We start from the raw sequence: 23,521 nt of genomic DNA, 5'->3' as shown, positions 1-23,521 counted from the left end.
TTCTAAGCCTGGCCGGTTAAGTGCGGTTTAAGGCTGGCGGCGGCAAGCCGGGTGGCTTCATGGCGGAGCAGATAGGCTTTCGCCTCCAGCCCGCCGGCGAAGCCTGTCAGGCTGCCATTGGCGCCGATGACACGATGACAGGCGGCGATGATCGAAACCGGGTTGCGGCCATTCGCCGCCCCCACCGCCCGCACCGCCGCGGGCGCGCCGATGGCGCGGGCGATGTCGCCATAGCTGCGGGTCTCGCCAAAGGGGATACGGGTCAGCGCGCTCCAGACCCGCAGCTGAAACGGCGTGCCGACGAAATCCAAGGGAATGTCGAACATGCTGCGGCGTCCTTGAAAATATTCGTTCAGCTGCACCGCCGCGCGGCATAGCAGCGGATGCGTTGCGTCCTGCCGCGCGTCGTGCAGATGCGGCACCCGCGCCGGCAGCTCCCGCGCCCACAGCACGCCCGCCAGCCCCGCCGCGCTGCCGACGAGCCGCAACGCCCCGACCGGTGAGTCGATCACGCTGAACAGATAGCCCATCTCTCCTGCCCTTTCCTGCATCATGCCAGCGTCCTACACCCGCCGGCGCGTTCGGGCTGGCCATTTTCGGACATCGTGGCGGGGGGCGGCGCGATGTCCGAAAATGGCTAGCGGCCGGCGCTTGGCGCGCTATGCTTCCCGCTCAAGCCAATCCGGGTGGAGAGGATGATCGAAAACCAGGCGGCCTACCAGGCGCTGACCACGCGCGACCCACGCTTCGACGGCATCTTCTATGTCGGCGTCACCTCCACACGCATCTATTGCCGGCCGATCTGCCCGGCCAAAACCCCAACCGCGCGCAATTGCCGGTTCTTCGAAAGCGCCGGGCAGGCGGAAAAAGCCGGCTTCCGGCCCTGCCTGCGCTGCCGCCCGGAGCTGGCACCGGGGGCGGCGCCGGTGGATGACGCGCAGCGCATCGCGCATCTGATCGCGCAGAGGATCGAAACCGGGGATATCGGGCTTGGCGCAAATTTGGCGCAGATTGCCGCGCAATTCGAGCTCAGCCCGCGCCAGATCAGGCGGATCATGCAGGCCCAGCTCGGCCTTTCGCCGATGGAGCTGCTGCAGAGCAAGCGCCTGCTGCTGGCCAAGCAATTACTGACGGAAACCAGCCTGCCGGTGACCCAGATCGCCTTCGCCAGCGGCTTTTCCTCGCTGCGGCGCTTCAACGAAGCGTTCAGCCGGCATTATCGCATGCCCCCCTCGCGCCTGCGCCGGGAGGCTGCCACGCCTTCCCCCGGCATCGCGGCGCAGGCCTGCGCGCAGCTGCGCCTCGCCTACCGGCCGCCTTATGACTGGCCCGGCGTGCTCGCCTTCCTCGCCGGGCGGATGATCAAGGGTGTGGAGCATGTCACCCCGGATTTTTATGCCCGCACCGTGCGGCTTGGCGGCGCTGTCGGCTGGGTCAAGGTGACGCAGCGCGCGCCAAGCGATGAGCTGCTGGTCGAATTCCCGCACAGCCTCACCCCCGTGCTGCCGGCCCTGCTCGGGCGGTTGCGGGATCTGTTCGACCTCGATGCGCGGCCGGACATCATTTCCGGCCAACTGCGGCGCGATGTGACGCTGGCGCCGATCGTGGCGCGCAATCCCGGCCTGCGCGTGCCCGGCGCCTTCGATGGCCATGAGATGGCGCTGCGCGCGATTCTCGGCCAACAGATCACCGTGAAAGCCGCGACCACCCTGGCCGGCCGCCTGGCGGCGCGCTTCGGCACGCCACTCGCCACCCCGTTCGAGGCGCTGAATTTGCTGGCACCGACGCCAAAATCCCTGAGCGACGCGACGATCGATGACATCGCAGCACTCGGCATCATCCGCAACCGCGCCGCCAGCCTGATCGCGCTCTCACGCGCGATCGCCGCTGGCGGACTCGATCTGCGATCTGGCCTGCCGGCTGAAAAAACCATCGCCGCCCTGCGCGCCCTGCCCGGCATCGGCCCCTGGACGGCGCAATATATCGCGATGCGCGCGCTGCATTGGCCGGACGCGTTTCCGCACGAGGATATCGCGATCCGCAATCAATTCGGCCGGCAACCCTGGAAACAGATCGAAGCGGCGGCGGCGGGCTGGCGGCCCTGGCGCAGCTACGCGACGCTGCATATCTGGTCGCATCCCGAGGCGATCGCGCTTTGTCAGCCGTAGCGCGCGACTTCGTAATCGGCGGCGTCCAGATCCGTCTTGCCGTTGCCGACCAGCTGGGCGATGTGGCGGGCGGAGCCGCAGCTCATCGTCCAGCCCAGCGTGCCATGGCCAGTGTTCAAGTACAGCCCGGCAATCTTGGTCTTGCCGATCACCGGCGTGCCATCCGGAGTCATCGGCCGCAGCCCGGTCCAGAATTGCGCCCGCGACAGATCGCCGCCGGGGAACAGATCGGTGACTGAGAGCTCCAGCGTGCGCCGGCGCGCTTCCGGCAGGTCCGTGGTGTAGCCGGAAATCTCCGCCATGCCGCCGACACGGATCCGCTCGCCCAGCCTCGTGATCGCGATCTTGTAGGTTTCATCGAGAACGGTTGAAACCGGCGCGCGGCTTTCATCGATGATGGGGATGGTCAGCGAATAGCCCTTCACCGGATAGACCGGCAGCTTGATGCCGAAGCGCTTGACCATGAAGGGCGAGAAGCTGCCCATGCACATCACCACGCTGTCGGCCTTCTGGGCGCCAGCGCCGGTGAGCACGCCGGTAATCTTGCCAGCTTCCGTCAGCACGTCCTTGATTTCGGTGTTGTACTGGAACACCACGCCCAGCGCCTCGGCCTGCTTGGCCAGCGCGTTGGTGAATTTGAAGCAATCGCCGGTTTCGTCATTCGGGGTCAGCAGCCCGCCTTTGATCTTGTGGCGCACCGCCGCCAGCGCCGGCTCCACCCGCGCGCAGCCTTCGGCATCGAGAATCTCGAAGGCAACACCATCGGCTTTCAGCGCCTTCACATCCTTGGCCGAGGCTTCCATCTGCTCATCGGTGCGAAAAAGCTGCACGGTGCCGCGCATGCGCGCATCGTAATCAATGCCGGTTTCGGCGCGCACCTGCGCCAGCGCCTCGCGGCTGAGATCGGCCAGGCGCAGCATGCGGCCTTTATTCACGGCGTAGCGGCCGGTGGAGCAATTGGCGAGCATCTGCAGCAGCCAGGAGAGCATGGCCGGATCCGCCTTCGGCCGCAGGATCAGCGGGGCATGTTCCTGGAACAGCCATTTCAGCGCCTTCAGCGGAATCCCCGGCGCCGCCCAGGGGCCGCAATAGCCGAAGGAGACCTGGCCGGCATTGGCATGGCTGGTTTCCAAAGCCGGGCCGGGCTGGCGGTCGATGACCGTGACCTCATGGCCGGATTTCGCCAGCTGGTAGGCGGTGGTGACGCCGACAACGCCGGCGCCGAGAACAGTGATCTTCATGCCGTTCTTCCGTTTCGCGATTCAGAGATAGACCCGGCGATAACGCTGGCCGAGGCTGGTGAGGATTTCATAAGAGATGGTGCCGGCATCGGCGGCGAGCTGCTCCAGGCTTTGATGGGGGCCGATCATCTCGACCAGATCGCCAGGGGCGAGCGCGCCTTCGGGCAGGTGGGTGATATCGACGATCAGGCTATCCATCGAGAGCCGTCCGACCATCGGCAGCCGGATCCCGCCATAATAGGCGGCGCCACGCCCGCTCAAGGCACGCGGCAAGCCATCGGCATAGCCGGCGGCGAGCACGGCCAGGCGCATCGGCGCCGCCGCGCGGTAGGTGGCGCTATAGCCGATCAAGGCGCCCTCTGGCACCTCGCGGATCTGCGCGACAGAAAGCGAGAGCCCGACCACCGGCGCCATCGGCCCCACCCGCCCGGCATGCGGGGCGCCGCCATACAGCGCGATGCCGGGGCGCACCAGCGCGCCATGGAAATCCGCCCCCATCAGCACCCCGCCGGAATTGCCGAAACAGACCGGCAGCGGCGCGAACTCGGCGGTGATTTTCAGCATCTCGGCGCGCTGGCTGGCATTTTGCGCGGCATCCGGCTCATCCGCCGAGGCGAGATGGCTCATCACATACAGCGCCTCAATCTCCGGCGCCGCCGCCAGCGCGGCACGGAACGAAGCCCGCGCCCGCGGTGCCACGCCGAAGCGCGACATGCCGGTATCGAACTGCAAGATCGCCGGCAGCCGCCGCCCGCAGGCGCGGGCCTGGGCCTGCCAGGCTTCGAGCTGCTCCGGCGCGTTCAGCACCGGGATGAGGTTGTGCGCGGCAAAAATGGAGGCGGTGCCCGGCAGCAGCCCGTTCAGCACGTACAGGCGCGCCGCCTCGGGCAAAAGCGGGCGCAGCGCCAGCGCCTCGCCCAGCTGGGCGACGAAGAATTGCCGGCATCCGGCCGCCAGCAGCGTGCGCGCCACCGGCGCCACCCCCAGCCCGTAAGCATTGGCCTTCACCACCGCCGCCACCTCGGCCGGGGCCGCCAGCGCGCAAAGCTGCTCATAATTCCGGCGCAGGGCGCCAAGATCGATCGTCAACAGACCGGGATATCCGGTCGCGTCCGCCGCCTGGGCGCTGGTCCATCCGAGACTGTCCATCGTGCATCCGCCGAAAGGTTGAAACAAGCCATGGAGCTTAACGCAACAATCATGCCGATTCCCGCCATATTGCGCCGGAATATTTTGCGATTTGCGAATTTTTGATAGAATCAACGAAGAAATGGAAGGTTCTGCATGTCCACCCTAGACGCCATCGACCGCAATATCCTTCGCCTGCTGCGGGTGAATGCCCGCATCAGCAACGCCCAGCTGGCGCAGGAGGTCGGGCTCTCCGCCTCCGCCTGCCTGCGCCGGGTGAAGCTGCTGGAGGCGGCGGGAGTCATTCGCGGCTACACCGCGCTGGTCGAGCCCGGGGCCGCCCATCAGGGCATCGCGGTGCTGATCAATATCACGCTGGAGCGCCAGACCGAGGATTATCTCAACCGCTTCGAGGCGGCGGTGCGCAAACATCCCGAAATCCAGGAATGCTATCTGATGACCGGCGGCTCGGATTATTTCCTGCGGGTCGAGGTCGCCAATGCCGGCGAGTTCGAGCGGATCCATAAAGAGATCCTCTCCACCCTGCCGGGGGTGCTGCGCATCCATTCCAGCTTTTCGATCAAGAACGTCCTGGCCACCCGCCCGAAAGGCCGGCGCTGACACCGCCCCCGTTGCGCCATGTCGCGGCGAAGCGGGCAAATTGCGCCGCGATTAACTTATCGAAACGCTATATTTCCAAGCTTCATGAACATCAGTATGACTTACCTTTGTGCGCAGAAACGTCACGCGGCCGCCGGTTCAGCAGCATGAGTCACGCTTAACCCTTCAGGTGGAGACCACGCCGAGCATGCCTTCCTCCGATCACGCCGCCATGCCGGCCGGCCTGGCCAAGACACAGACCGGCATTTCCGGGTTCGACGAGATCACGCTGGGCGGCTTGCCGACGGGACGGCCGAGCCTGGTCTGCGGCGCCGCCGGCTGCGGCAAGACGCTGTTCGCCACCACCTTCCTGGTCAACGGCGCCACGCGGTTCGACGAGCCGGGCGTGTTTGTCAGCTTCGAGGAGCGCGCGGAGGATCTCGCCGCCAATGTCGCCTCGCTCGGCTATGAGCTGGAGACGCTGATCGAGGAGGGCAAGCTCGCCATCGACCATATCCGGGTCGACCCCAGCGAGATCGAGGAAAATGGCGAATACGACCTGGAAGGGCTGTTCCTGCGCATCGGCTTCGCGGTGGAGTCCATCGGCGCCAAGCGGGTGGTGCTGGATACGATCGAGACGCTGTTTTCCGGCTTTACCGACCAGGCCCTGCTGCGCGCCGAGCTACGCCGGCTGTTTGGCTGGCTGAAGGAGCGCGGGCTGACCGCCATCATCACCGGCGAGCGCGGCGATGGCCAGCTCACCCGCCAGGGTCTGGAGGAATATGTCTCCGACTGCGTGGTGCTGCTGGATAACCGGGTGGTCGACCAGATCACCACGCGCCGGCTGCGTGTGGTCAAATATCGCGGCTCCGCGCATGGCACCAATGAATATCCATTCCTGATCGATACTGGCGGGATCAGCGTGCTGCCGGTCACCTCCTCGGGCCTGCACCGCCCGGCCTCGGATGAAATCGCCTCCTCCGGCGTGCCCGGGCTGGATGCGATGCTGGGCAAGAATGGGTTTTACCGTGGCTCCAGCGTGCTGGTCTCGGGCGTCGCCGGTACCGGCAAAACCGCCTTTTCCGCGCATTTCGCCGCCGCCGCCTGCGCGCGTGGCGAGCGCTGCCTGTATTTCGCCTTCGAGGAAAGTGCTGACGAGATCCTGCGCAATGCCCGCTCCTACGGGCTGGAGCTGGGCCAGCATGTGCAATCGGGGCTGCTGCGCTTCGAGGCATCCCGCCCCAGCCTGTTCGGGCTGGAGATGCATCTGGCGCGGATGAACCGGGATTTGCAGCAATTCGACCCGCATGTCGTCATCATCGACCCGATCAGCGCCTTTCGCGGCCCCCTCGCCGAAGTGCACGCGACGCTGCTGCGGATGATCGATCTGCTCAAGAGCCGCGGCATCACCGGGCTGTTCACCACGCTGCGCAGCGATGGCGGGATGATGGATGATACCGAAACCGGCCTCTCCTCGCTGATGGATGCCTGGGTCAAGCTCGAAAATGACGAGGCGAATGGCGAGCTGAACCGCACGCTCTACGTGATCAAGGCGCGCGGCATGGGCCATTCCAACCAGGTGCGCGAATATCAGATCAGCCATGCTGGCATCGCGCTGATCGAACCCTATATCGGTCCTGAAGGTGTAATGACCGGCACCGCGCGGATCACCCAGGTGGCGCGCGAGGCCGCCGCCAAGCTGCGCCGCCAGCAGGAGACCGAGCAGCGCCGCCGCGAGGTGGTCCGAAGGCGGGCCGCGCTGGAGCGCCAGATCGAGGAATTGCGCGCGGCCCTGGAGAGCGAGGAGCTGGAGGAGACCATCCGGCTCTCCGAAGCCGATGCGCGCGAGGACAAGCTGCGGCTGGACCGCGAAATTCAAGCCCATATGCGTGGATATTCGTAATGGAACATGACGACGAGACCAACCCGATGCTGGACGATCCTGAACATTATCATCTGCGGCTTTACGTCGCCGGGCAGACCAGCAAATCCCTGACCGCGCTCTCCAACCTGAAAAAGGTGTGCGAGGAGCATCTGGCCGGGCGCTATGAGATCGAGGTGATCGATCTGATCCAGAATCCGCGCCTGGCGGCGGGGGACCAGATCCTCGCCATCCCCACGCTGGTCAGGAAGCTGCCGGCGCCGCTGAAGCGCATCATCGGCGATCTGTCGAACACCGATAAGGTTCTGGTCGGGTTGGATGTAAGGCCGAAGAGCGCTGGTTGATGACAGGCGCGCCCCCCGCTCACGAGCCGGCCCATGCCGCTCTCACCGCGCGCATCCGGGCGTTGGAAGCGAGGCTGCAGGAGAGCGAGGAGACGCTCGATGCGATCCGTCGCGGCGAGATCGATGCCTTCGTCATGGCCAATGCAAGCAAGGGGCATGAGGTCTACACCATCGGCGCCGCCGACCGGCCCTATCGGGTATTGATCGAGGAGATCCAGGAAGGCGCGCTCACCCTCGACGAGACCGGGACCATTCTCTATTGCAACCGCCGCCTGGCGGACATGCTGGCGGCGGACCAGCAGGCGCTGATCGGCCGCAATCTGGCGACGCTGGTGCCGCTGGCGGCCGATGCCGCTTTGTTTCCCGCCCTGCTGGGTGAGGCGCTGCGCCAGGGGGCGCGGCGCGAACTGACCATCGCGGTCCGCCCCGAGCAGCCTGTCCCCGTGGCCTTGTCGCTGAGCCCCTTGCCCAGCGATGGCGGCTTCAACCTGCTCTGCGGCGTGGTCACGGACCTGACCCAGCATAAGCAGCATATCGAGGCGCTGGCGGAGGCCAATCGCCGGTTGCGCGCCGAGATCCAGGAACGCGAGCGTGTCGAGGAAGCGCTGCGGCAGAGCCAGAAGATGGAAGCGGTCGGCCAGCTCACCGGCGGGCTGGCGCATGATTTCAACAATCTGCTCACCGGCATCACCGCCGGGCTGGAAATGCTGCAGACCAGGCTGCGCCAGGGGCGGCTGCAGGGTGTGGACCGCTATGTCGGCATCGCCCAGGACGCGGCACGGCGCGCCGCCGCCCTCACCCACCGGCTGCTGGCCTTCTCCCGCCGCCAGACCCTGGCGCCGAAACCGACCGACCTCGCCGATCTGGTCGGCGACATGATGGATCTGATCCAGCGCACGGTCGGCCCCGAAATCACCCTGCACACCAACGCCGCCCCGGGCGGGCCGCTGGTGCTGATCGACCCCGGGCAGATGGAAAACGCCCTGCTCAATCTCTGCATCAATGCCCGCGATGCGATGCCCAGGGGCGGCGAGATCCTGATCGATATCTCCAGCCTGGTCCTGGAGGAGGACGCGGCGAAGGCAAAATCGCTCTCCCCTGGGGCCTATATCGTGCTGCGTGTCGCGGATACCGGCTCTGGCATTCCCGAGGATCTTCTCTGCCGCGTGTTCGACCCGTTTTTCACCACCAAGCCGCAAGGCTCGGGCACCGGGCTGGGGCTTTCGATGGTCTATGGCTTCGTGCAGCAATCCGGCGGCCAGGTGGACATCGCCTCCGAACTCGGGCGCGGCACCTCGCTGTTCATCTATCTGCCGGTGCATGAAGGGCACGCGCTGCCGTCTGAGAACGCCCCCCCGGCCGAGGACAGCCCGACCGCCGGCGCCGGCCAGACCGTGCTGGTGGTGGATGATGAGCCCTCGGTGCGCATCCTGGTCGCCGAGGTGCTGAACGATCTCGGTTACAAGGCGCTGGAGGCGAGCGATGGGGTGAGCGCCCTGGCGATGCTCAGCTCCGATCTGAAAATCAATCTGCTGATCACCGATGTCGGGCTGCCGGGCGGCATCAATGGCCGCCAGCTGGTGGATGCCGCGCGCGCCTTCCGGCCGACGCTGAAGGCCTTGTTCATCACCGGCTATGCGGAGCAATCCGTGCTGAACAGCAGCCTGGAAAACGCCATCGAAATCCTCAGCAAGCCGTTCAGTCTGGAAGAGCTGTCACGGCGGATCGGCGATATTCTCAGCCAGCCCGCCGCGCGGTAGGGCCTCTCAGGCCGCGATGACCTCGATGCGCAGCGGGGCCGCGCCCTGCGCCAGCGCCAGCAGCCGGTCGATATTCGGATGCGCGCCGGGGCGCTGGCGGGCATCCTCGGTATGTTCGGCAAACACCGCCAGCCCGTGCGCCGCCGCCTTGGCATCCAGCGCCCCGAATAGCTGCCGCAGATAGAGATAGACGGCCAGGGAGCCCTGCTTGCCCGGCTGGTTCTCGATGCTGCCCACCAGCGCCCCGGCGGCATCGAACAGCTCGATGCGCTTGACCCCCTCGATGCCGGGCAATTGCGCCAAATTGCTCTTGAAGGAGGCCGCCGGTTGGATCATCGCCTGCATAAATCTTCATCCCGTTCAAATGCGCGGCGGCCTGTATCACGCTTCGCCAGGGAGAGCCACCTCAAGCGAAGCAGCCGCGAACGCGCATGGGACTACAGATGTCAGCGCGTCACATTTCATGCCCCGGCTTTAATCCGAATGTGGCAGATCGATCAGCGCCAGACCGCTCTCAGGATCATGTGTCTTGCGCAGATGCGCGGGGCTTTCGGTCAGCACGATTTCCAGTGTCGGCCGCACGGTGCCAGAGAGCAGATGCCCGGCCTTGGTGCTGCCATCGCGCCGCGCCAGCACGCAATGCAGATGCAGAACCGGTGCCCCCTCCTCGCCCAACGCCACGTCGCCCAGCAAAGCCGCGACCTCGACCTGCTCATCCACGGGCAATTTCAAATAAGATTTCGAGGCCCAGTCATAATAGCCGAGCATCGCGGCGCTGAACGCGCCGATGGCGGTGATCTGCGCCGCCGCCACCTGTTCCTCGCGCACGAACGCATTCAGCGCCTCCATGATGTCCTCGCCCGTCTTCAGAACGATTGAGAAAACCCGCAAACCATTTGCCTCGTGCAGCAATTTCGCTGGCATGGACATCTCCTTTTGATTGAACTTGATCGCCGCCTGCACAGCGGCGGGCTTTTACGAAGATGGTGTGTTGCGACAGCCGCCACACCGGGGCATGGGCGAAAGCCGCAAAAATGGCCGGATGTTAACGGCCGCGTCTATTTTCTCACGCCTCCTCGGCGCCATATCCCCTGGACCATTTCCAAGCCGGAGGCCGGATGAAACCGCCCGTCCCAAGCAAGCGCCATACACCCGCTGTCCTCGCCGCCAAACGTCTCAACCGTGGCGCGGCGATGCTGGCAACTTCCGTGCTGCTGGACAGCGCGGTCGAGCATTATCGCGGGGCGTTTCACAATCCGGCGATGCTGGCGCCGATCGCGACCTCGCTGGCGGCGCTGGCGGGATCACTGCATGGCCATGGCGATGACAAACAGCAGCGCCATGCCAAGCGGGAAGCGATTTTCGCGCTCACCGCCGCCACCGGCCTCGCCGGCACCGGCTTTCACATTTACAACGCGATGAAAAAGCCTGGTGGGCTGAGCTGGCAAAATCTGTTCTATTCCGGCCCGGTCGGCGCGCCGGCGGCGATATTACTCTCCGGCCTGTTCGGTCTGCTGGGTGAGCGTGTGCGCGATGCGGACCCAGGGACCACGCCGAAAATCTGTGGGCTGAATGCCGGGCGGGTGGCGTCTCTGGTCACCTCCATCGGCCTGCTTGGCACCAGCGGCGAGGCCGGGCTGCTGCATTTTCGCGGCGCCTTCCAAAACCCCGCAATGCTGCTGCCGGTGACGATGCCGCCGGCCGCCGCCGCGATGATGGCCAATGCCGCATGCGGCGATGGCCGCAAGAATCGTTGGTTTTCGCGGCTCTGGCTGCGGATGACCGCGATGCTCGGCATCGCCGGTGTCGGGTTTCACATTTACGGCGTCTCGCGCGCCATGGGCGGCTGGCGCAACTGGCGGCAGAACGCGGTTGATGGCCCGCCCATCCCCGCCCCGCCCAGCTTCACCGGCCTGGCCCTCGCCGGCCTCGCCGCTTTGGCGCTGCTGCGCGACCATCCCGAGGATTGATCGGAGTTTTGCAATGAGCATGAATGTATCTGAATTCGTCTGGAAGCGCCTCTCCGAATGGGGGCTGAACCGGGTCTATGGCTATCCGGGGGACGGCGTCGGCGGGTTGGATATCGCGCTCGAAAAAGCCCTCCCCTACATGGATTACGTGCAGGTGCGGCATGAGGAAATGGCCGCCTTCATGGCGTCGGCGCATGCGAAATTCACCGGCCAGGTCGGGCTTTGCTACGCCACCTCCGGCCCGGGGGCGGTGCATCTGCTCAACGGGCTCTATGATGCCAGGCTGGACCATACGCCGGTGGTCGCCATCGTCGGGCAGCAGGCGCGTACCTCGCTGGGCGCGCATTATCAGCAGGAAATCGACCTGCAGAATCTGTTCAAGGATGTGGCGGGCGAGTTCGTGATGACGGCAAGCGTGCCGGAGCAGGTCCGGCATCTGATCGACCGGGCGGTGCGCATCGCGCATGAGAAGCGCACCGTGACCTGCGTGATCCTGCCGAATGATCTGCAGGAGCTGCCTTACAGCGACCCGCCGATGGCGCATGGCGCCACCCATACCGGCATCGGCTTCGCCACCCCGGCGCGCACGCCGGAGGCCGATGGCTTGCAGAAAGCCGCCGCCGTGCTGAATGAGGGCAAGAAAGTCGCGATCCTGGTCGGCGCCGGGGCGCTGCATGCGACGGATGAGGTGATCGAAATCGCCAACCGGCTCGGCGCCGGGGTGGCCAAGGCGCTGCTGGGCAAGGCGGCGCTGCCGGATGAACTGTCTTTCGTGACCGGCGGCATCGGGCTGCTCGGCACCAAGCCGACCTGGGACATGATGAAAGGCTGCGACACGCTGCTGATGGTCGGCTCCGCCTTTCCCTACTCGGAATTCCTGCCCGAACCCGGCAAGGCGCGCGGCGTGCAGATCGATATTGACGGCGCCAATCTCAGCCTGCGCTACCCGATGGAGGTCAATCTGATCGGCGACAGCGCCGCCACGCTGCGCGCCTTGCTGCCGCTGCTGACGCAGAAGCAGGATCTTGGCTGGCGCAACAGCATTGAGAAAAACGTCGCGTCCTGGTGGAAGCTGATGGAAGACCGCGCCATGCAGCCGGCCAGCCCGATCAACCCGCAGCGCGTATTCTGGGAGCTTTCCCCGCGTTTGCCTGAAAACGCGATCATGACCGGGGATTCCGGCTCCGTCGCCAATTGGTATGCGCGCGATATCAAGATGCGCCGGGGCATGAAGGGCTCGCTCTCCGGCGGGCTGGCCTCGCTGGGGGCCGGCGTACCCTACGCGATCGCGGCGAAATTCGCCTTTCCGGAGCGCAGCGTCATCGCCTTCATGGGCGATGGGGCGATGCAGATGAACGGCATCTGCGAGATGATCACCGTGAAGAAATATTGGCGGCAATGGAAAACCCCGCATTTCATCGTGATGGTGCTCAACAACCAGGATCTCAACCAAGTCACCTGGGAGGAGCGCGTGCAGCTGGGCGAGGCGAAGACGCTCTCCACCCAATCCATTCCGGATTTCCCCTACGCCAAATATGCTGAGCTGCTCGGGCTGAAAGGCATTTATGTCGATAAGCCGGAGCAGATCGGCCCGGCCTGGGACGAGGCGCTGGCGGCGGACCGGCCGGTAATTCTGGAAATGCGCACCGACCCGAATGTGCCGCCGCTGCCGCCGCATATCACCGCCAAGGATGCGCGGAATTTCCTCGCCTCGCTCTGGCACGAGCCGGAACGGGCCTCGGTGGTGAAGAACTCCACCCGGCAGATGCTGGCCTCCGTGCTGCCGAACGGGAAATAGGCGCATGAATGAGCGCTTCCCCGGCTATGATGTGCTGAACAAACGCGCCGGCCTGTCCTGGAACAATGCCACCCGCGCCGCCGTGGATGCGCGGCTGGCGGTCTCCCGGGAGCCGCGCTTTTTCGATGCGCCCAGCTTCGCGGTGCTGGAGCGGCTTTGCGCGCGCATCATCCCGCAGCCGAAAGATCGCCCGCCAGTGCCGGTTGCCGCGCTGATCGACGCGAAAATGCGGCGCGCCGGCGAGATCGGCACCCGGGTCGAGCCGATGCCCTGGGATGGCGAGGCCTGGACGCGGGCCCTGGCGGGTTTGGAGCAGGAAGCGCGCAACCGCCACGGGGCCGGCTTTGCCGCGCTCAACGACATCTCCGCCGATGCGCTGCTGCACGCGATGCAGGACGGCACCTGCGACGGCCCGCACTGGGACCAGATCCCGCCGAAGCTGTTCTTTGCCAAGCGGCTGCTGCCGGACATTGTTGAGGCCTATTACAGCCACCCCACCGCCTGGAGCGAGATCGGCTTCGGCGGCCCGGCCAGCCCGCGGGGCTATGTGCGCATGGAGGCCGACCGGAAAGACCCCTGGGAGGCGGCGGAAGCCAAGCCCGGCGAGGAGGCGCGCGCCCTGCGCCATAACCGCCATGTCGCCTGAGGGGCTGCGCGCCACCGGCGGGCGGGCGCCGGATGTGTTCCGCGAGGGCGGCTGGATTCCGATGCGCCAGTACGGGCTGGATGAGGAGGTGGATTTCCTCATCATCGGCACCGGGGCCGGCGGTGGCACGCTGGCGGGAAAGCTGGCCGAGCACGGTTTTTCCGTGGTGGCCATGGATGCCGGCCCGTATTTCCGCCCGCTGGAGGATTTCGCCTCGGATGAGACCGAGCAGGGCAAGCTCTATTGGCAGGATAAGCGCATCTGCACCGGCGAAAACCCGCTGCAGATGGGCGGCAAGAATAGCGGCAAGGCAGTCGGCGGCTCGATGGTGCATTTCGCCATGGTCTCGCTGCGCTTCCGCCCGGAATGGTTCAAGAGCCGCAGCCTGCTCGGCTATGGCGCGGATTGGCCGCTCGATTGGCGGGAGATGTGGGGCTATTACCGCCAGGCCGAGCAGGCGCTGAGCATCTCCGGCCCCGTAACCTACCCCTGGGGGCCAAAGCGCCCGCGCTACCCCTACCGCGCCCATGAAATCAACGCCGCCGGCAAGCTGTTGGCAAAAGGCGCGGAGGCGCTGGGGATCAAATGGACGGAGACGCCGCTGGCCACCGTTTCCGCCCCGCGCGGCGAGGCGCCGCCTTGCGTCTATCGCGGCTTCTGCCGCTTTGGCTGCTCCACCAACGCCAAGCAGAGCACGCTGAACACCTGGATTCCCCGCGCGATCAAGGCCGGGGCGGAGATCCGCGATCTCGCCATGGCCGGGCGGATCGAGGTCGACGCGGCGGACCGCGTCACCGGCGTGCAATTTTACCGTGACGGCGCCTGGCATTTCCAGAAGGCGCGGAATGTGGTGGTGGCCGGCTATGCGGTGGAGACGCCGCGTCTGCTGCTCAACTCCGCCACCCAGCGCCACCCACAGGGGCTGGCCAACAGCTCCGGTCTGGTCGGCAAATATCTGATGAGCCAGAGCAATCAGGCGGTGTTTGGGCGCATGCAGGAAGAGGTGCGCTGGTACAAGGGCCCGCCCTCCCTCACCCTTACCGAGCATTGGAATTACGAGGACAAAAAAGATTTCTTCGGCGGCTATTGCTGGATGGCGCAAGGGCCGCTGCCGATTGAATGGGCTTTCATCCAGACCGGCGCGCGCGGCCTCTGGGGCGAGGCGCTGCGCCAGGAAATGATGCAGTATAACCATCAGGTCGGGCTGAAAATGGTCGGCGAGACGCTGCCGGATGCGCGCAATAGCGTGACGCTGGCGGACGAGACCGACCAATATGGCCTGAAAATCCCGCGCATCAGCTTCTCCTGGGGCGAGAATGACAAGGCGCTGATCCAGCACGCCATCGGCCAGATGACGCGCAGCATGGAGGCCATCGGCGCGGAGGACATCTTCGCCCAGACCGAGGATGCCAACCATCTCGCCGGCACCGCCCGCATGGGCTTCACCCCGCAGGACAGCGTGGTGAATGCCGATTGCCGCAGCTGGGACATTCCCAATCTCTGGATCTGCGACGGCTCGGTGTTTCCCACCACTGGCGGGGTCAATCCGTCACTGACCATCCAGGCCATCGCGCTGCGCACCGCGGACCGGATCAAGGCCATGGCGCAAAGGGGGGAGCTGTGAAGATCGAACTGGTCGAAGATGCCCGCGCTACCATCGGCGAATCGCCGCTCTGGGTGCCGGAGGAAGAGACGCTGTACTGGGCGGATATCAAGGCCCCTGCCTTGTTCGCCCGCAAGCTGACGGATGACAGCCAGCGCCGCTGGGATCTGCCTGCCGATATCGGCGGCTTCGCGCTGGATGGGCGGGGGCGCGCCTTGGTGGCGCTGCGCACCGGGCTGCATTGGCTGAGCCTGGAGACCGGCCGCCTCACCCTCGCCGCCCCTGCCCCGTTCGACCCGCAACTGATCCGCTTCAATGAAAGCGGCTGTGAGTCCACCGGGCGCTTCTGGGTCGGGGTGATGACGGACCCGCTGGGCGGGCGCCAGAGCGACCGCAAAGGCGCGCTCTATAGCTACATGAAAGAAGAAGGGCTGCGCGCCTACCCGGACTTCGCCGAGATCACCAACAGCATGGCCTGGAGCGCAGACGAGAAGAGCATGTATCTCTCCCATAGCGAGGAGCGGGTGATCTACCGCTATCTCTATGACCGCGAGATCGGCGCGCTAGGGGAACGGCGGGTGTTCGCGCGCCAGCCCGGCCCCGGCATACCTGATGGCGCGGCGATGGATGCGGAGGGGTATCTCTGGTGCGCCAATCATGGCGGCGGCTGCCTGCACCGCTACGCGCCGGAAGGCGCGCTGGTGGCGACCATCGCGCTGCCGGTGAGCCAGCCGACCAAATGCTGCTTCGCCGGCAAGGCGCTGGACTGGCTCTATATCACCAGCGCCCGGGACGGGCTGGACGATGACGCCCTGGCCTTGGAGCCGCATGCCGGCGGGCTGTTCCGCCTGCGCCCCGGCCCGCGCGGGCTGGAGCGCCATTGGCGGGTCCGTTAGGCTTTCAACAATTTGTCCAGTACCTGGAGCGGCGACTGGCCCTGCGGGTGCAGCGCCTCCACGCTCCAATCCTGGCGGCGGTCGAGCAGCTCGATGATCGCCGCCATCTCCTGGTCGCGTTGATGGCCAAGGGCGGCAACCACTTTGCCGTCGCGGACATAATAGGCGATGAAGCCATCGCCTTGCAGATCCCCGCGCACGCTTAAACGATCATCGCCGCGGCCCAGCCCGGCATAGTCGAAACGCTGGCCATATTGGATGGTCCAGAAAAACGGCGTCTGCGCGAAGCGGGCCGGGCGCTGCAGCATGTTCAAGGCGGCAATCCGCCCCTGCTGTTCGGCGACACGCCAATGTTCCACCCGCACGCGCTCACCCTGGCCCCAGAGCGGGAAGGCGGCAATGTCACCGCCGGCGAACACGCCATCGGCGAGGCGCAGGCTGGAGTCCACGGGCACGCCGCCATCCTTCTGGGTGAAGGCCCCATCGAGAAACGAGGTGGATGGGCGCGTGCCAAGGCCGAGTATGACCAGATCCGCCGGCAGATGCCCGCCGCTTTTCAGCCTGACCAGATTGACCGCTTTTTCGCCCGAAAAGCCTGCCACCTCCTCGCCGGATTTGAACACCACGCCCTTGGATTCATGCAGCTTCTGGATCACCCCGCCGATTTCACGGCCCAGATGCGCCTCGAACGGCACCGCTTCCGGGCTGACCACCGTCACCGCGATGTCGCGCTGGCGCAGCGCCGCGGCGACCTCCATGCCGACGAAGCTGGAGCCGACGATCACCACCTGTTTGGCGCTGCTGGCCGCCTGCTTGATCGCCTCGGCATCGTCGGCGCTGCGCAGCGTATAAATACCGGCCAGATCGGCGCCTGGCACATCCAGCGTGTTTGCCTGGCCGCCGGTGGCGATGAAAATGGCATCAAAACGCTGCGCCGCGCCGCCATGCAAACGGATCATGCGCTGCTCGACATCCAGCTCTTCAACCACGCCGCTCTGCCGCTCGATGGCCTGTTGTTCATAGAAGGCCTCATCACGCAGGGTCGGCGGATGCGCGCCCTCCGGCTTTGCCAGAAACGTCTTGCTGAGCGCGGTCCGGTCGTAAGGCAGACGCCCTGGCGCGTCGATCATCACGATCCGCCCGGAAAACCCTTCGGCACGCAAGGTCTGCGCCGCGGAAAACCCGGCGGCGCCGGCACCGATGATCGCGAAAGATTGCGTGCTGTCCGGCTGGATGCGCTGTGGCGCAGACTCTGGCAGTGCTTGGACATGAATGATGCCATCCCGCACCTCCACCGCGTAGCGCTGCAAATCATCGATCGCCGGCGGTGCCAGGCATTTGCCTGAACCCAGCGAAAACACCGCCTTATGCCAGGGACAGATGATTTTATCCCCGGCCCGCACGCCCTTTTTCAAAGGCGCGCCGTTATGCGGGCAATGGCCGGAGAGGGCTTTGATCCCGTCAGCGGTTTTGGCCAGCAGCAGCGTCTCGCCATTCAGCTCGATCTCTTTCAGGCCATTTTCCGGAAACTCATCGACATGGCCAAACTGGCCGGCGCTGGCGTCCATGCGCATCTCCTTTTGCTTTTGCCCCGAGAGGCAGACTTTATTGACTGCGCTTGAGATGCGACATGATCCGAAGAATCAAAGGGCGGTCCTGGTATATTCGGGATGAGATCAGGGTCATGAACCCGGCTAAGGCCTCAGCCGCCGCCGCGCTGGTAGGTGCCGCCGCTCAGCCCCAGCGCCGCATTGATGAAGGCCAGATGCGACAAGGCCTGCGGGTAATTGCCATAAAGCCTTTGCCTGGGAACATGATATTCCTCGGCCAGCAGCCCGACATCATTGGCGATATCGGCGACGCGCTGCATCATCGCGCGGGCTTCCTGATGACGATTCTGCATTTCCATGCAACTCGCCAGCCAGCAGGCGCAGGCGATGAAACAGCCTTCCTCGCCGCCGAACAGCGGTGCGCGCTTGCGCCGCACCAACCCGCCTTGCACCAGCACACGCTCAATCTCGGCGATGGTGGCGCTGATGCGCGGATCCTCCACCGGCAGAAACCCAACCAAGGGCAAAAGCAGCAACTCCGCCTGAACCCGCCTGGTGCCGTAATAGGCAGTGAAATGCCCGGATTTCGGCGCCACGCCACGCGCGCAGATCTCCGCGTGCATCGCCGCACGCAAGCGCTCCAGCCGCGAGCGCAAAGCCGGATCGCTCTGCGCGGCGCTGGCTTTCAGCTTCAGGAACCGGTCCACCGCCACCCAGGCCATCACCTTGGAATAGACATAATGGCGCGGCCGCCCGCGCGACTCCCAGAAGCCCTGATCCGGATTCCGCCAGCTTTTCTCGACATGCTCGACCAGCCTACGCTCGATCTCCATCTCCCAGCCATTACGGTCCAGCCCGGCCTGCTCGGCGAGGTGGGAGCTATCAACAATTTCCCCGAAAATATCGAGCTGCCGCTGCCCCGCGGCCTGGTTGCCGATACGCACCGGCAACGCCCCTTCGAATCCCGGCAGCCATTTCGCCCACCATTCCTGCATATGCCGCCCGCCATCCACCCGGTAGGCAATGCGGATATGCTCCGGCGAATTACCGATGGCGCGCAGCAGCCATTGCAGCCAGGCCTTGGCCTCGCCGTCGAAGCCGGCATTGAGAAAGGCGGTGAGGGTGAAGGTGGAATCACGCAGCCAGCAATAGCGATAATCCCAGTTCATCCGCCCGCCCGGCTTTTCCGGCAGCCCGGCGGTGCCGGCGGCGAGGATGCCGCCGCTTGGCATGTAGGTGAGCGCTTTCAGCGTGATCAGCGAGCGGCGAACCAGATCCGGCCAGGGTGTTTCGCGTGTGAAGGCTGAAATCCAGTCCAGCCACCAGCTCTTGGTCTGGCGCAGCAGCGCGTGCGCATCCAGGGCTGGGGGCAAGGAAGCGGTGGAATCGCCATGCTGCATGCAGAACACGACCTGTTGCCCAGCGGCGAGAGGAAAGGCGGCACTGATCGTACCATCCTCTTCCCGCAGCGGGATATCGGCGCGCACCACCAGCAGATCCGGCCCGATCCGCCCGACCAGAACGCCTTCCTCACGGCTATACCAGGGCGCCACCCGGCCATAATCGAAACGGGCGCGCAGCGTCGTGCGCATCTCCACCACTCCCGACAAGCCGGAGACGATGCGGACCAGGCTTGAATGTTTGCCCTCGCGGATCGGCATGAAATCCGTCACCAGGCAGGCACCGCCCTCCGTGCGGAATTCTGTTTCCAGCACCAACGTATCGCCGGCATAGCGCCGGCGCGTCTCTTCTGCCGGCACCTGCGGGCAAAGCTCCCAGCTGCCATGCTCCGGCCGGCCGAGAAGGGCGGCAAAACAGGCATCGCTATCGAAGCGTGGCAGGCAGAGCCAGTCGATGGCGCCGTTCAAGCCGACCAGCGCCAGGCTCTGGCCGTCGCCGATCATCGCGTAATCCTCGATGCGTTTGGCCATGAACAGCGCCTCCCTACATCATCCTGGCGCGCAGATTGAACAGCACCACCAGCGTGCCGCCCACCATCAACGCGATGATCAAGCTCGAAAACAGCACCAGCATCAGGTCGGCCCGGGCCGAGCGCTGAAGGCTGAGATGCAGGAAACAGCGCATATGCACGATGATCTGCGCCAGACCCAGGACCAGGATGATCGCGAAGATCGTCTGCGGCGCGGCCAGGCGGAAATAGACCAGCGCGAAGGCGGTGAAGGTCAGCGCCAGGGCCAGGGCATAGCCCAGCGCGTAGGTGAGAAGATCGCCGAGGACCGGGCGCAAACGGTTCATGCCAGCAGCCCCCGCAGATAGACGATGGTGAAAATCGCCACCCAGACGACATCGAGGAAATGCCAGAACAGGCCGAGCCGGATCAGATTGATCTTGACCCGTTCATCGATATCGTGAATGGCGAGCTGCACCGCCATGATGACAATCCAGATCAACCCGCAGGTGACATGCAGCCCATGCGTGCCGACCAGCACGAAGAAAGACGAGAGCGCGCCGCTCGCCTGCGCGGTTTCGCCATGCGCGACCATGTCGGTGAAATCACCGATTTCCAGGCGCAGAAACCAGGCGCCGAGCAGGAAGGTGACGCCAAGCCAGCCCCATATCCAGCGTCGGGAGGCGCCGAGTTTCAGATTCAGCGACACCATGCCGTAGGCAAAGCTGCTGCTGAGCAGCGCCAAGGTTTCCAGAAAACTGGAGCTGAATTTGAAGTCCGTATGCGGTGCCGGCACGCCGGCGGTGGCATCCAGCATGGTGCCGTAGACGACAAAGAGCAGCGCGAACAAGATCGCATCGCTCATCAGGAACACCCAGAAGCCGAACACGTCGCTTTCCACCTGCGCCTGTTTTTCCGACGGATGGTTTGCAAGATTCAGCCCGGCATGCAGCAATTCCGGTTCATTCACTCCGGCCATATCGCGCGCCCCTCATTGCTCGGTGTTTCCTCAAGATGGCGCGAAACCGGCGTCGCCGCGGCGGCGATGGCCAGCCAATGGCGGTCCGCTGCCTCGATCTCGGCGGCGGGAATGATCTTGTGCAGATCACGCTGGAAGCTTCTCACCAGGCCGGCGGCGATACTGAGCAGCCCGAAAAGGATGGCCATCCACCAGATATGCCAGACCAGTCCGAAGAAGCACACCGCCATGCCGAGGCCAAAGATAACCCCCCAGCCAGTATTTTTCGGCATCTCGATATCACGGTAATGATCCGCCGGCTTGTAGGCGCCATGATTGCGCTTGCGCCAATAAAACGCATCGCGATGGCCAACCTGCGGGATGGAGACGAAATTATATTCAGGCGGCGGCGCGCTGATCGACCATTCCAGCCCGCGCGCATCCCAGGGATCGCCGACGGGCACCGCCAGCCTATCGCGTTTTTTCACGCTCACCCAAACCTGAACGAACAGGCTGGCGAGGCCGGCCAGGATCAGGAACCCGCCGCACATCGCCACCAGAAGCCAGGGCTGAAAGGCCGGATTGCTGAATTCCACCGTGCGCCGGGTGGCGCCATCCGCCCCCAGAACATAGAGCGGCATGAAGGCCATATAGAATCCGACCACCCAGAAAAACACCGCCCGCTTGCCCCATTTTTCTTCCAGTCGGAAACCGAAAGCTTTCGGGAACCAATATTGGCAGCCGGCGATCATGCCAAACAACGTTCCCGGAATCAGCATGTTATGAAAATGCGCGACCAGGAACAGCGTGTTGTGCATCATATAATCGAGCGGCGGCGTGGCGAGGATGATGCCGCTCAACCCGCCAATGACGAAGGTGATCAGGAATGCCAGCGTGAACAACATCGGCGCGGTATAGCGCACGCGGCCGCGAAACATCGTCCAGGTCCAGTTATAGAGTTTCACCCCCGTGGGAATGCCGATCAACATCGTGAGGATGCCGAAAAACGCGTTCACATTGGCACTCTGGCCCATGGTGAAGAAATGATGCAGCCAGACCGTGAAGGACAGGACCGCGATCGCCATCGTCGCGATCACCAGGGACACATAGCCGTAAAGCTCTTTCGACGAGTAGGCCGAGACCACTTCGGAATAGACGCCGAACGCAGGCAGAATGAGAATATACACCTCCGGATGGCCGAACAGCCAAAACAGATTGACGTAATTCATCATGTTGCCGCCGAGATCATTGGTGAAGAAATGCATGCCCAGATAGCGGTCGGCGGCGAGCAGCAAGGTGGCGACGGTCAGCGGCGGCATCGCGAAGATCATCAGAATGGCGGTGCACAAGGCGGTCCAGCTGAACAGCGGCAGGCGCATCCAACTCATGCCCGGGGCGCGTAGCTTGTAGATGGTGACAGCGAAATTCAGCCCTGTCAGCATCGCGCTGAGTGAACTCATCGTCACCGCCCAGATCCAGTAATCCGGCCCGACCCCGCCATTGAAAGCCAGCTCCGTGTAGGGCGGATAGCCGCTCCAGCCGCCGGTGGAAAACTCGCCGATGACCAGCGAGACCATCACCAGCACCGCGCCGCCGACCGACAGCCACAACCCGATCGAGTTGAGGAACGGAAACGCGACATCCCTTGCGCCGATCTGCAAGGGCATGGCGAAATTCACCAGGCCGGAGATCAACGGCATCACCACGAAGAAAATCATGATGGTGCCATGGGTGCTGAAGAATTGCGCGAAATGATCCGGGGCGAGGATACCCGGCGCGTTCACCGCGAGGTCCTGCTGCACGCGCATCAAAACCCCTTCGATGACGCCGCGCACGATCATCACCACCGCCAGGCAGACATACATGATGCCGATGCGCTTATGATCGAGGCTGGTGAACCATTCGCTCCAGAGATAGCGCCATTTGCGCAGCCAGGTGATCAGCCCGAGCCCCGCCAGCGCGCCGAACACGGCGATCATCGCAGCCGCGCCGGCGATGATGTTGCTGATCGTCGGATCCTGCCAGGCCTTCACCACCGGCAGATCGATCCAGACGAAACGGCCGAAGAGACTATGCCAAACCATGCTATCCATGTGCGCCGGCCTCGTGATGCTGGGCGAGATATCCGGGCTGGATTTTCTGCGCCAAAATATCCTTGAACAGATCCGGGGCGAGCTGCCCAAAGACCAAGGGATGATCAACCAGCGATTGCCGGGAGAGATTTTGGTAGGCGGCCGCATCCATGCTCGTGCCGCTCGTCTGCGCCTGCGCCACCCAGCGGGTGAAATCCGGCATCGTCATCGCCTGGATGGTGAATTTATCGGCATGAAATCCGTCGCCGTTATATTGGGTGTTTTCGCCGAAATAGCTGCCGGGCTTGTCGATTTCGAAATTCAACTTTGTGCGCATGCCGGCCATCGCGAAAATCTGCCCGGCCAGACGCGGCATCAACAGCGATTGCATCACGGTGCCGCTGGTCAGCTGAAATTCCACCGGCGTGCCGGCGGGAACGACCAGCTGATTGACCGTCGCGATATGCTGGGCCGGATACAAAAACAACCATTTCCAATCCAGCGCCACCACCTGCACCTGCAAAGCCGGCACGGTGCTGGCCACGGGTTTGTAGGGATCGAGCCGGGTGGTGTAACGCACCAGCAGAACGGAAAGCGCCACCACCACCAAGGTGGGAGGAATCCAGATCAGCCCTTCGAGAATCCAGCTGAATCCCCATTGCGGGCGATAGGCGGCGCGTTCGTTGGAGATGCGATAATGCCAGGCAATCAACGGCACCAGAATGAAAACCGGAAGCCAGACCAGGACGAGAATGGCGCTGACAATCAGAAATTCATGATGCTCGAGATTGGCGATGCGCCCGGCCGCCCCGCCGAGAAACCCTCCCGAGAGCGCGCCGCACCCGCTGAGCGGCAGCAGACAAAGCGTGAGGACAATGCGCGCAAGCCCGGGGCGAGCCTGCCGCGCTCCACGCAACACCATCGCTTTTCCGCGAGAAAAAATGCCCAAATCCGCCATGCCGCATCCGTCCACAACCCTTTCGGAAATAAGCCCGG

General features: G+C 64.5%; 21 protein-coding genes. 10 read left to right on the top strand and 11 right to left on the bottom strand.

Annotation, left to right across the window (positions count from 1 at the left end; all coding sequences use genetic code 11):
• Nucleotides 1–2: 2 nt before the first annotated feature.
• On the bottom strand, nt 3–554 hold the full coding sequence (locus tag T331_RS0114140; protein WP_280512648.1) for a methylated-DNA--[protein]-cysteine S-methyltransferase: 552 nt from the start codon (nt 552–554) through the stop codon (nt 3–5).
• A 141-nt stretch (nt 555–695) separates the two neighbouring features.
• On the opposite strand from T331_RS0114140, the gene T331_RS0114135 reads away from it, so the two are divergent.
• Nucleotides 696–2,168, top strand: coding sequence for an AlkA N-terminal domain-containing protein (locus tag T331_RS0114135; RefSeq protein WP_026440495.1), 1,473 nt, complete (start codon nt 696–698; stop codon nt 2,166–2,168).
• On the opposite strand, the gene T331_RS0114130 is transcribed toward T331_RS0114135, so the two are convergent.
• Complete coding sequence (locus T331_RS0114130) at nt 2,159–3,409, bottom strand: D-amino acid dehydrogenase (protein ID WP_026440494.1); 1,251 nt, start codon at nt 3,407–3,409, stop codon at nt 2,159–2,161. The genes T331_RS0114135 and T331_RS0114130 overlap by 10 nt on opposite strands.
• A gap of 21 nt (nt 3,410–3,430) precedes the next feature.
• Entirely contained in the window at nt 3,431–4,558 is a 1,128-nt protein-coding gene (gene alr / locus T331_RS0114125) for an alanine racemase (protein WP_026440493.1), read from the bottom strand.
• Nucleotides 4,559–4,693: 135 nt separating this feature from the next.
• Between alr and T331_RS0114120 the strand changes: the two genes are divergently transcribed.
• The 4 genes from T331_RS0114120 (at nt 4,694) to T331_RS18460 (ending at nt 9,123) form a co-directional block, all read left to right on the top strand.
• Complete coding sequence (locus T331_RS0114120) at nt 4,694–5,158, top strand: Lrp/AsnC family transcriptional regulator (protein ID WP_026440492.1); 465 nt, start codon at nt 4,694–4,696, stop codon at nt 5,156–5,158.
• A 187-nt stretch (nt 5,159–5,345) separates the two neighbouring features.
• Nucleotides 5,346–7,040, top strand: a complete 1,695-nt coding sequence (gene kaiC, locus T331_RS0114115; RefSeq protein ID WP_026440491.1) for a circadian clock protein KaiC — start codon at nt 5,346–5,348, stop codon at nt 7,038–7,040.
• Nucleotides 7,040–7,363 (top strand): circadian clock KaiB family protein, encoded by a 324-nt coding sequence (locus tag T331_RS0114110; protein ID WP_026440490.1) that lies wholly within the window; start codon nt 7,040–7,042, stop codon nt 7,361–7,363. The genes kaiC and T331_RS0114110 overlap by 1 nt, the downstream gene beginning before the upstream one ends.
• A complete protein-coding gene (locus tag T331_RS18460) occupies nt 7,363–9,123 on the top strand; it encodes a PAS domain-containing hybrid sensor histidine kinase/response regulator (protein ID WP_008492117.1) in 1,761 nt (586 codons plus the stop codon). The genes T331_RS0114110 and T331_RS18460 overlap by 1 nt, the downstream gene beginning before the upstream one ends.
• Before the next feature lie 6 nt (nt 9,124–9,129).
• Here the strand turns inward: T331_RS18460 and T331_RS0114100 are convergent, their stop codons facing one another.
• Both T331_RS0114100 and T331_RS0114095 read right to left on the bottom strand, forming a co-directional pair.
• Complete coding sequence (locus tag T331_RS0114100; protein WP_205619713.1) at nt 9,130–9,468, bottom strand: DUF2322 family protein; 339 nt, start codon at nt 9,466–9,468, stop codon at nt 9,130–9,132.
• 129 nt (nt 9,469–9,597) lie between these two features.
• A complete protein-coding gene (locus tag T331_RS0114095) occupies nt 9,598–10,047 on the bottom strand; it encodes a PPC domain-containing DNA-binding protein (RefSeq protein WP_008492115.1) in 450 nt (149 codons plus the stop codon).
• A gap of 194 nt (nt 10,048–10,241) precedes the next feature.
• Here T331_RS0114095 and T331_RS18455 point away from each other — a divergent pair, with 194 nt between their 5' ends.
• From T331_RS18455 to T331_RS0114070, 5 genes are read left to right on the top strand one after another with little or no spacing between them, the layout of a single operon-like run.
• Nucleotides 10,242–11,093 carry a hypothetical protein gene (locus T331_RS18455; protein WP_051622395.1) on the top strand — a complete coding sequence of 284 codons (852 nt, stop codon included), beginning with the start codon at nt 10,242–10,244 and terminating at the stop codon, nt 11,091–11,093.
• A gap of 19 nt (nt 11,094–11,112) precedes the next feature.
• The gene (locus T331_RS0114085; RefSeq protein WP_026440489.1) at nt 11,113–12,891 is read left to right on the top strand and encodes a thiamine pyrophosphate-requiring protein; all 1,779 of its coding nucleotides are present in this window, start codon (nt 11,113–11,115) and stop codon (nt 12,889–12,891) included.
• 4 nt (nt 12,892–12,895) lie between these two features.
• On the top strand, nt 12,896–13,537 hold the full coding sequence (locus T331_RS0114080; protein ID WP_026440488.1) for a gluconate 2-dehydrogenase subunit 3 family protein: 642 nt from the start codon (nt 12,896–12,898) through the stop codon (nt 13,535–13,537).
• Complete coding sequence (locus tag T331_RS0114075; protein ID WP_026440487.1) at nt 13,527–15,161, top strand: GMC family oxidoreductase; 1,635 nt, start codon at nt 13,527–13,529, stop codon at nt 15,159–15,161. The genes T331_RS0114080 and T331_RS0114075 overlap by 11 nt, the downstream gene beginning before the upstream one ends.
• Nucleotides 15,158–16,036 carry an SMP-30/gluconolactonase/LRE family protein gene (locus T331_RS0114070; protein ID WP_051622394.1) on the top strand — a complete coding sequence of 293 codons (879 nt, stop codon included), beginning with the start codon at nt 15,158–15,160 and terminating at the stop codon, nt 16,034–16,036. Before T331_RS0114075 ends, T331_RS0114070 begins: the two co-directional genes overlap by 4 nt.
• Here T331_RS0114070 and T331_RS0114065 read toward each other — a convergent pair.
• The 6 genes from T331_RS0114065 to T331_RS0114040 form a co-directional block, all read right to left on the bottom strand.
• On the bottom strand, nt 16,033–17,604 hold the full coding sequence (locus T331_RS0114065) for an FAD-dependent oxidoreductase (protein WP_026440485.1): 1,572 nt from the start codon (nt 17,602–17,604) through the stop codon (nt 16,033–16,035). The genes T331_RS0114070 and T331_RS0114065 overlap by 4 nt on opposite strands.
• Before the next feature lie 134 nt (nt 17,605–17,738).
• Nucleotides 17,739–19,517, bottom strand: a complete 1,779-nt coding sequence (locus T331_RS0114060; RefSeq protein ID WP_026440484.1) for a glycoside hydrolase family 15 protein — start codon at nt 19,515–19,517, stop codon at nt 17,739–17,741.
• 13 nt (nt 19,518–19,530) lie between these two features.
• Nucleotides 19,531–19,842 carry a cytochrome o ubiquinol oxidase subunit IV gene (locus tag T331_RS0114055; RefSeq protein WP_008492105.1) on the bottom strand — a complete coding sequence of 104 codons (312 nt, stop codon included), beginning with the start codon at nt 19,840–19,842 and terminating at the stop codon, nt 19,531–19,533.
• Entirely contained in the window at nt 19,839–20,474 is a 636-nt protein-coding gene (locus T331_RS0114050) for a cytochrome c oxidase subunit 3 (RefSeq protein ID WP_026440483.1), read from the bottom strand. Before T331_RS0114050 ends, T331_RS0114055 begins: the two co-directional genes overlap by 4 nt.
• Nucleotides 20,462–22,546 (bottom strand): cbb3-type cytochrome c oxidase subunit I, encoded by a 2,085-nt coding sequence (locus T331_RS18450; RefSeq protein ID WP_081822264.1) that lies wholly within the window; start codon nt 22,544–22,546, stop codon nt 20,462–20,464. Before T331_RS18450 ends, T331_RS0114050 begins: the two co-directional genes overlap by 13 nt.
• On the bottom strand, nt 22,539–23,447 hold the full coding sequence (locus T331_RS0114040) for a cytochrome ubiquinol oxidase subunit II (RefSeq protein WP_051622398.1): 909 nt from the start codon (nt 23,445–23,447) through the stop codon (nt 22,539–22,541). The genes T331_RS18450 and T331_RS0114040 overlap by 8 nt, the downstream gene beginning before the upstream one ends.
• Nucleotides 23,448–23,521 lie beyond the last annotated feature (74 nt).

This window comes from Acidocella facilis ATCC 35904 (assembly GCF_000687875.1).
GTDB lineage: Bacteria > Pseudomonadota > Alphaproteobacteria > Acetobacterales > Acetobacteraceae > Acidocella > Acidocella facilis.
This window is presented reverse-complemented; position numbering and strand designations above follow the sequence as displayed.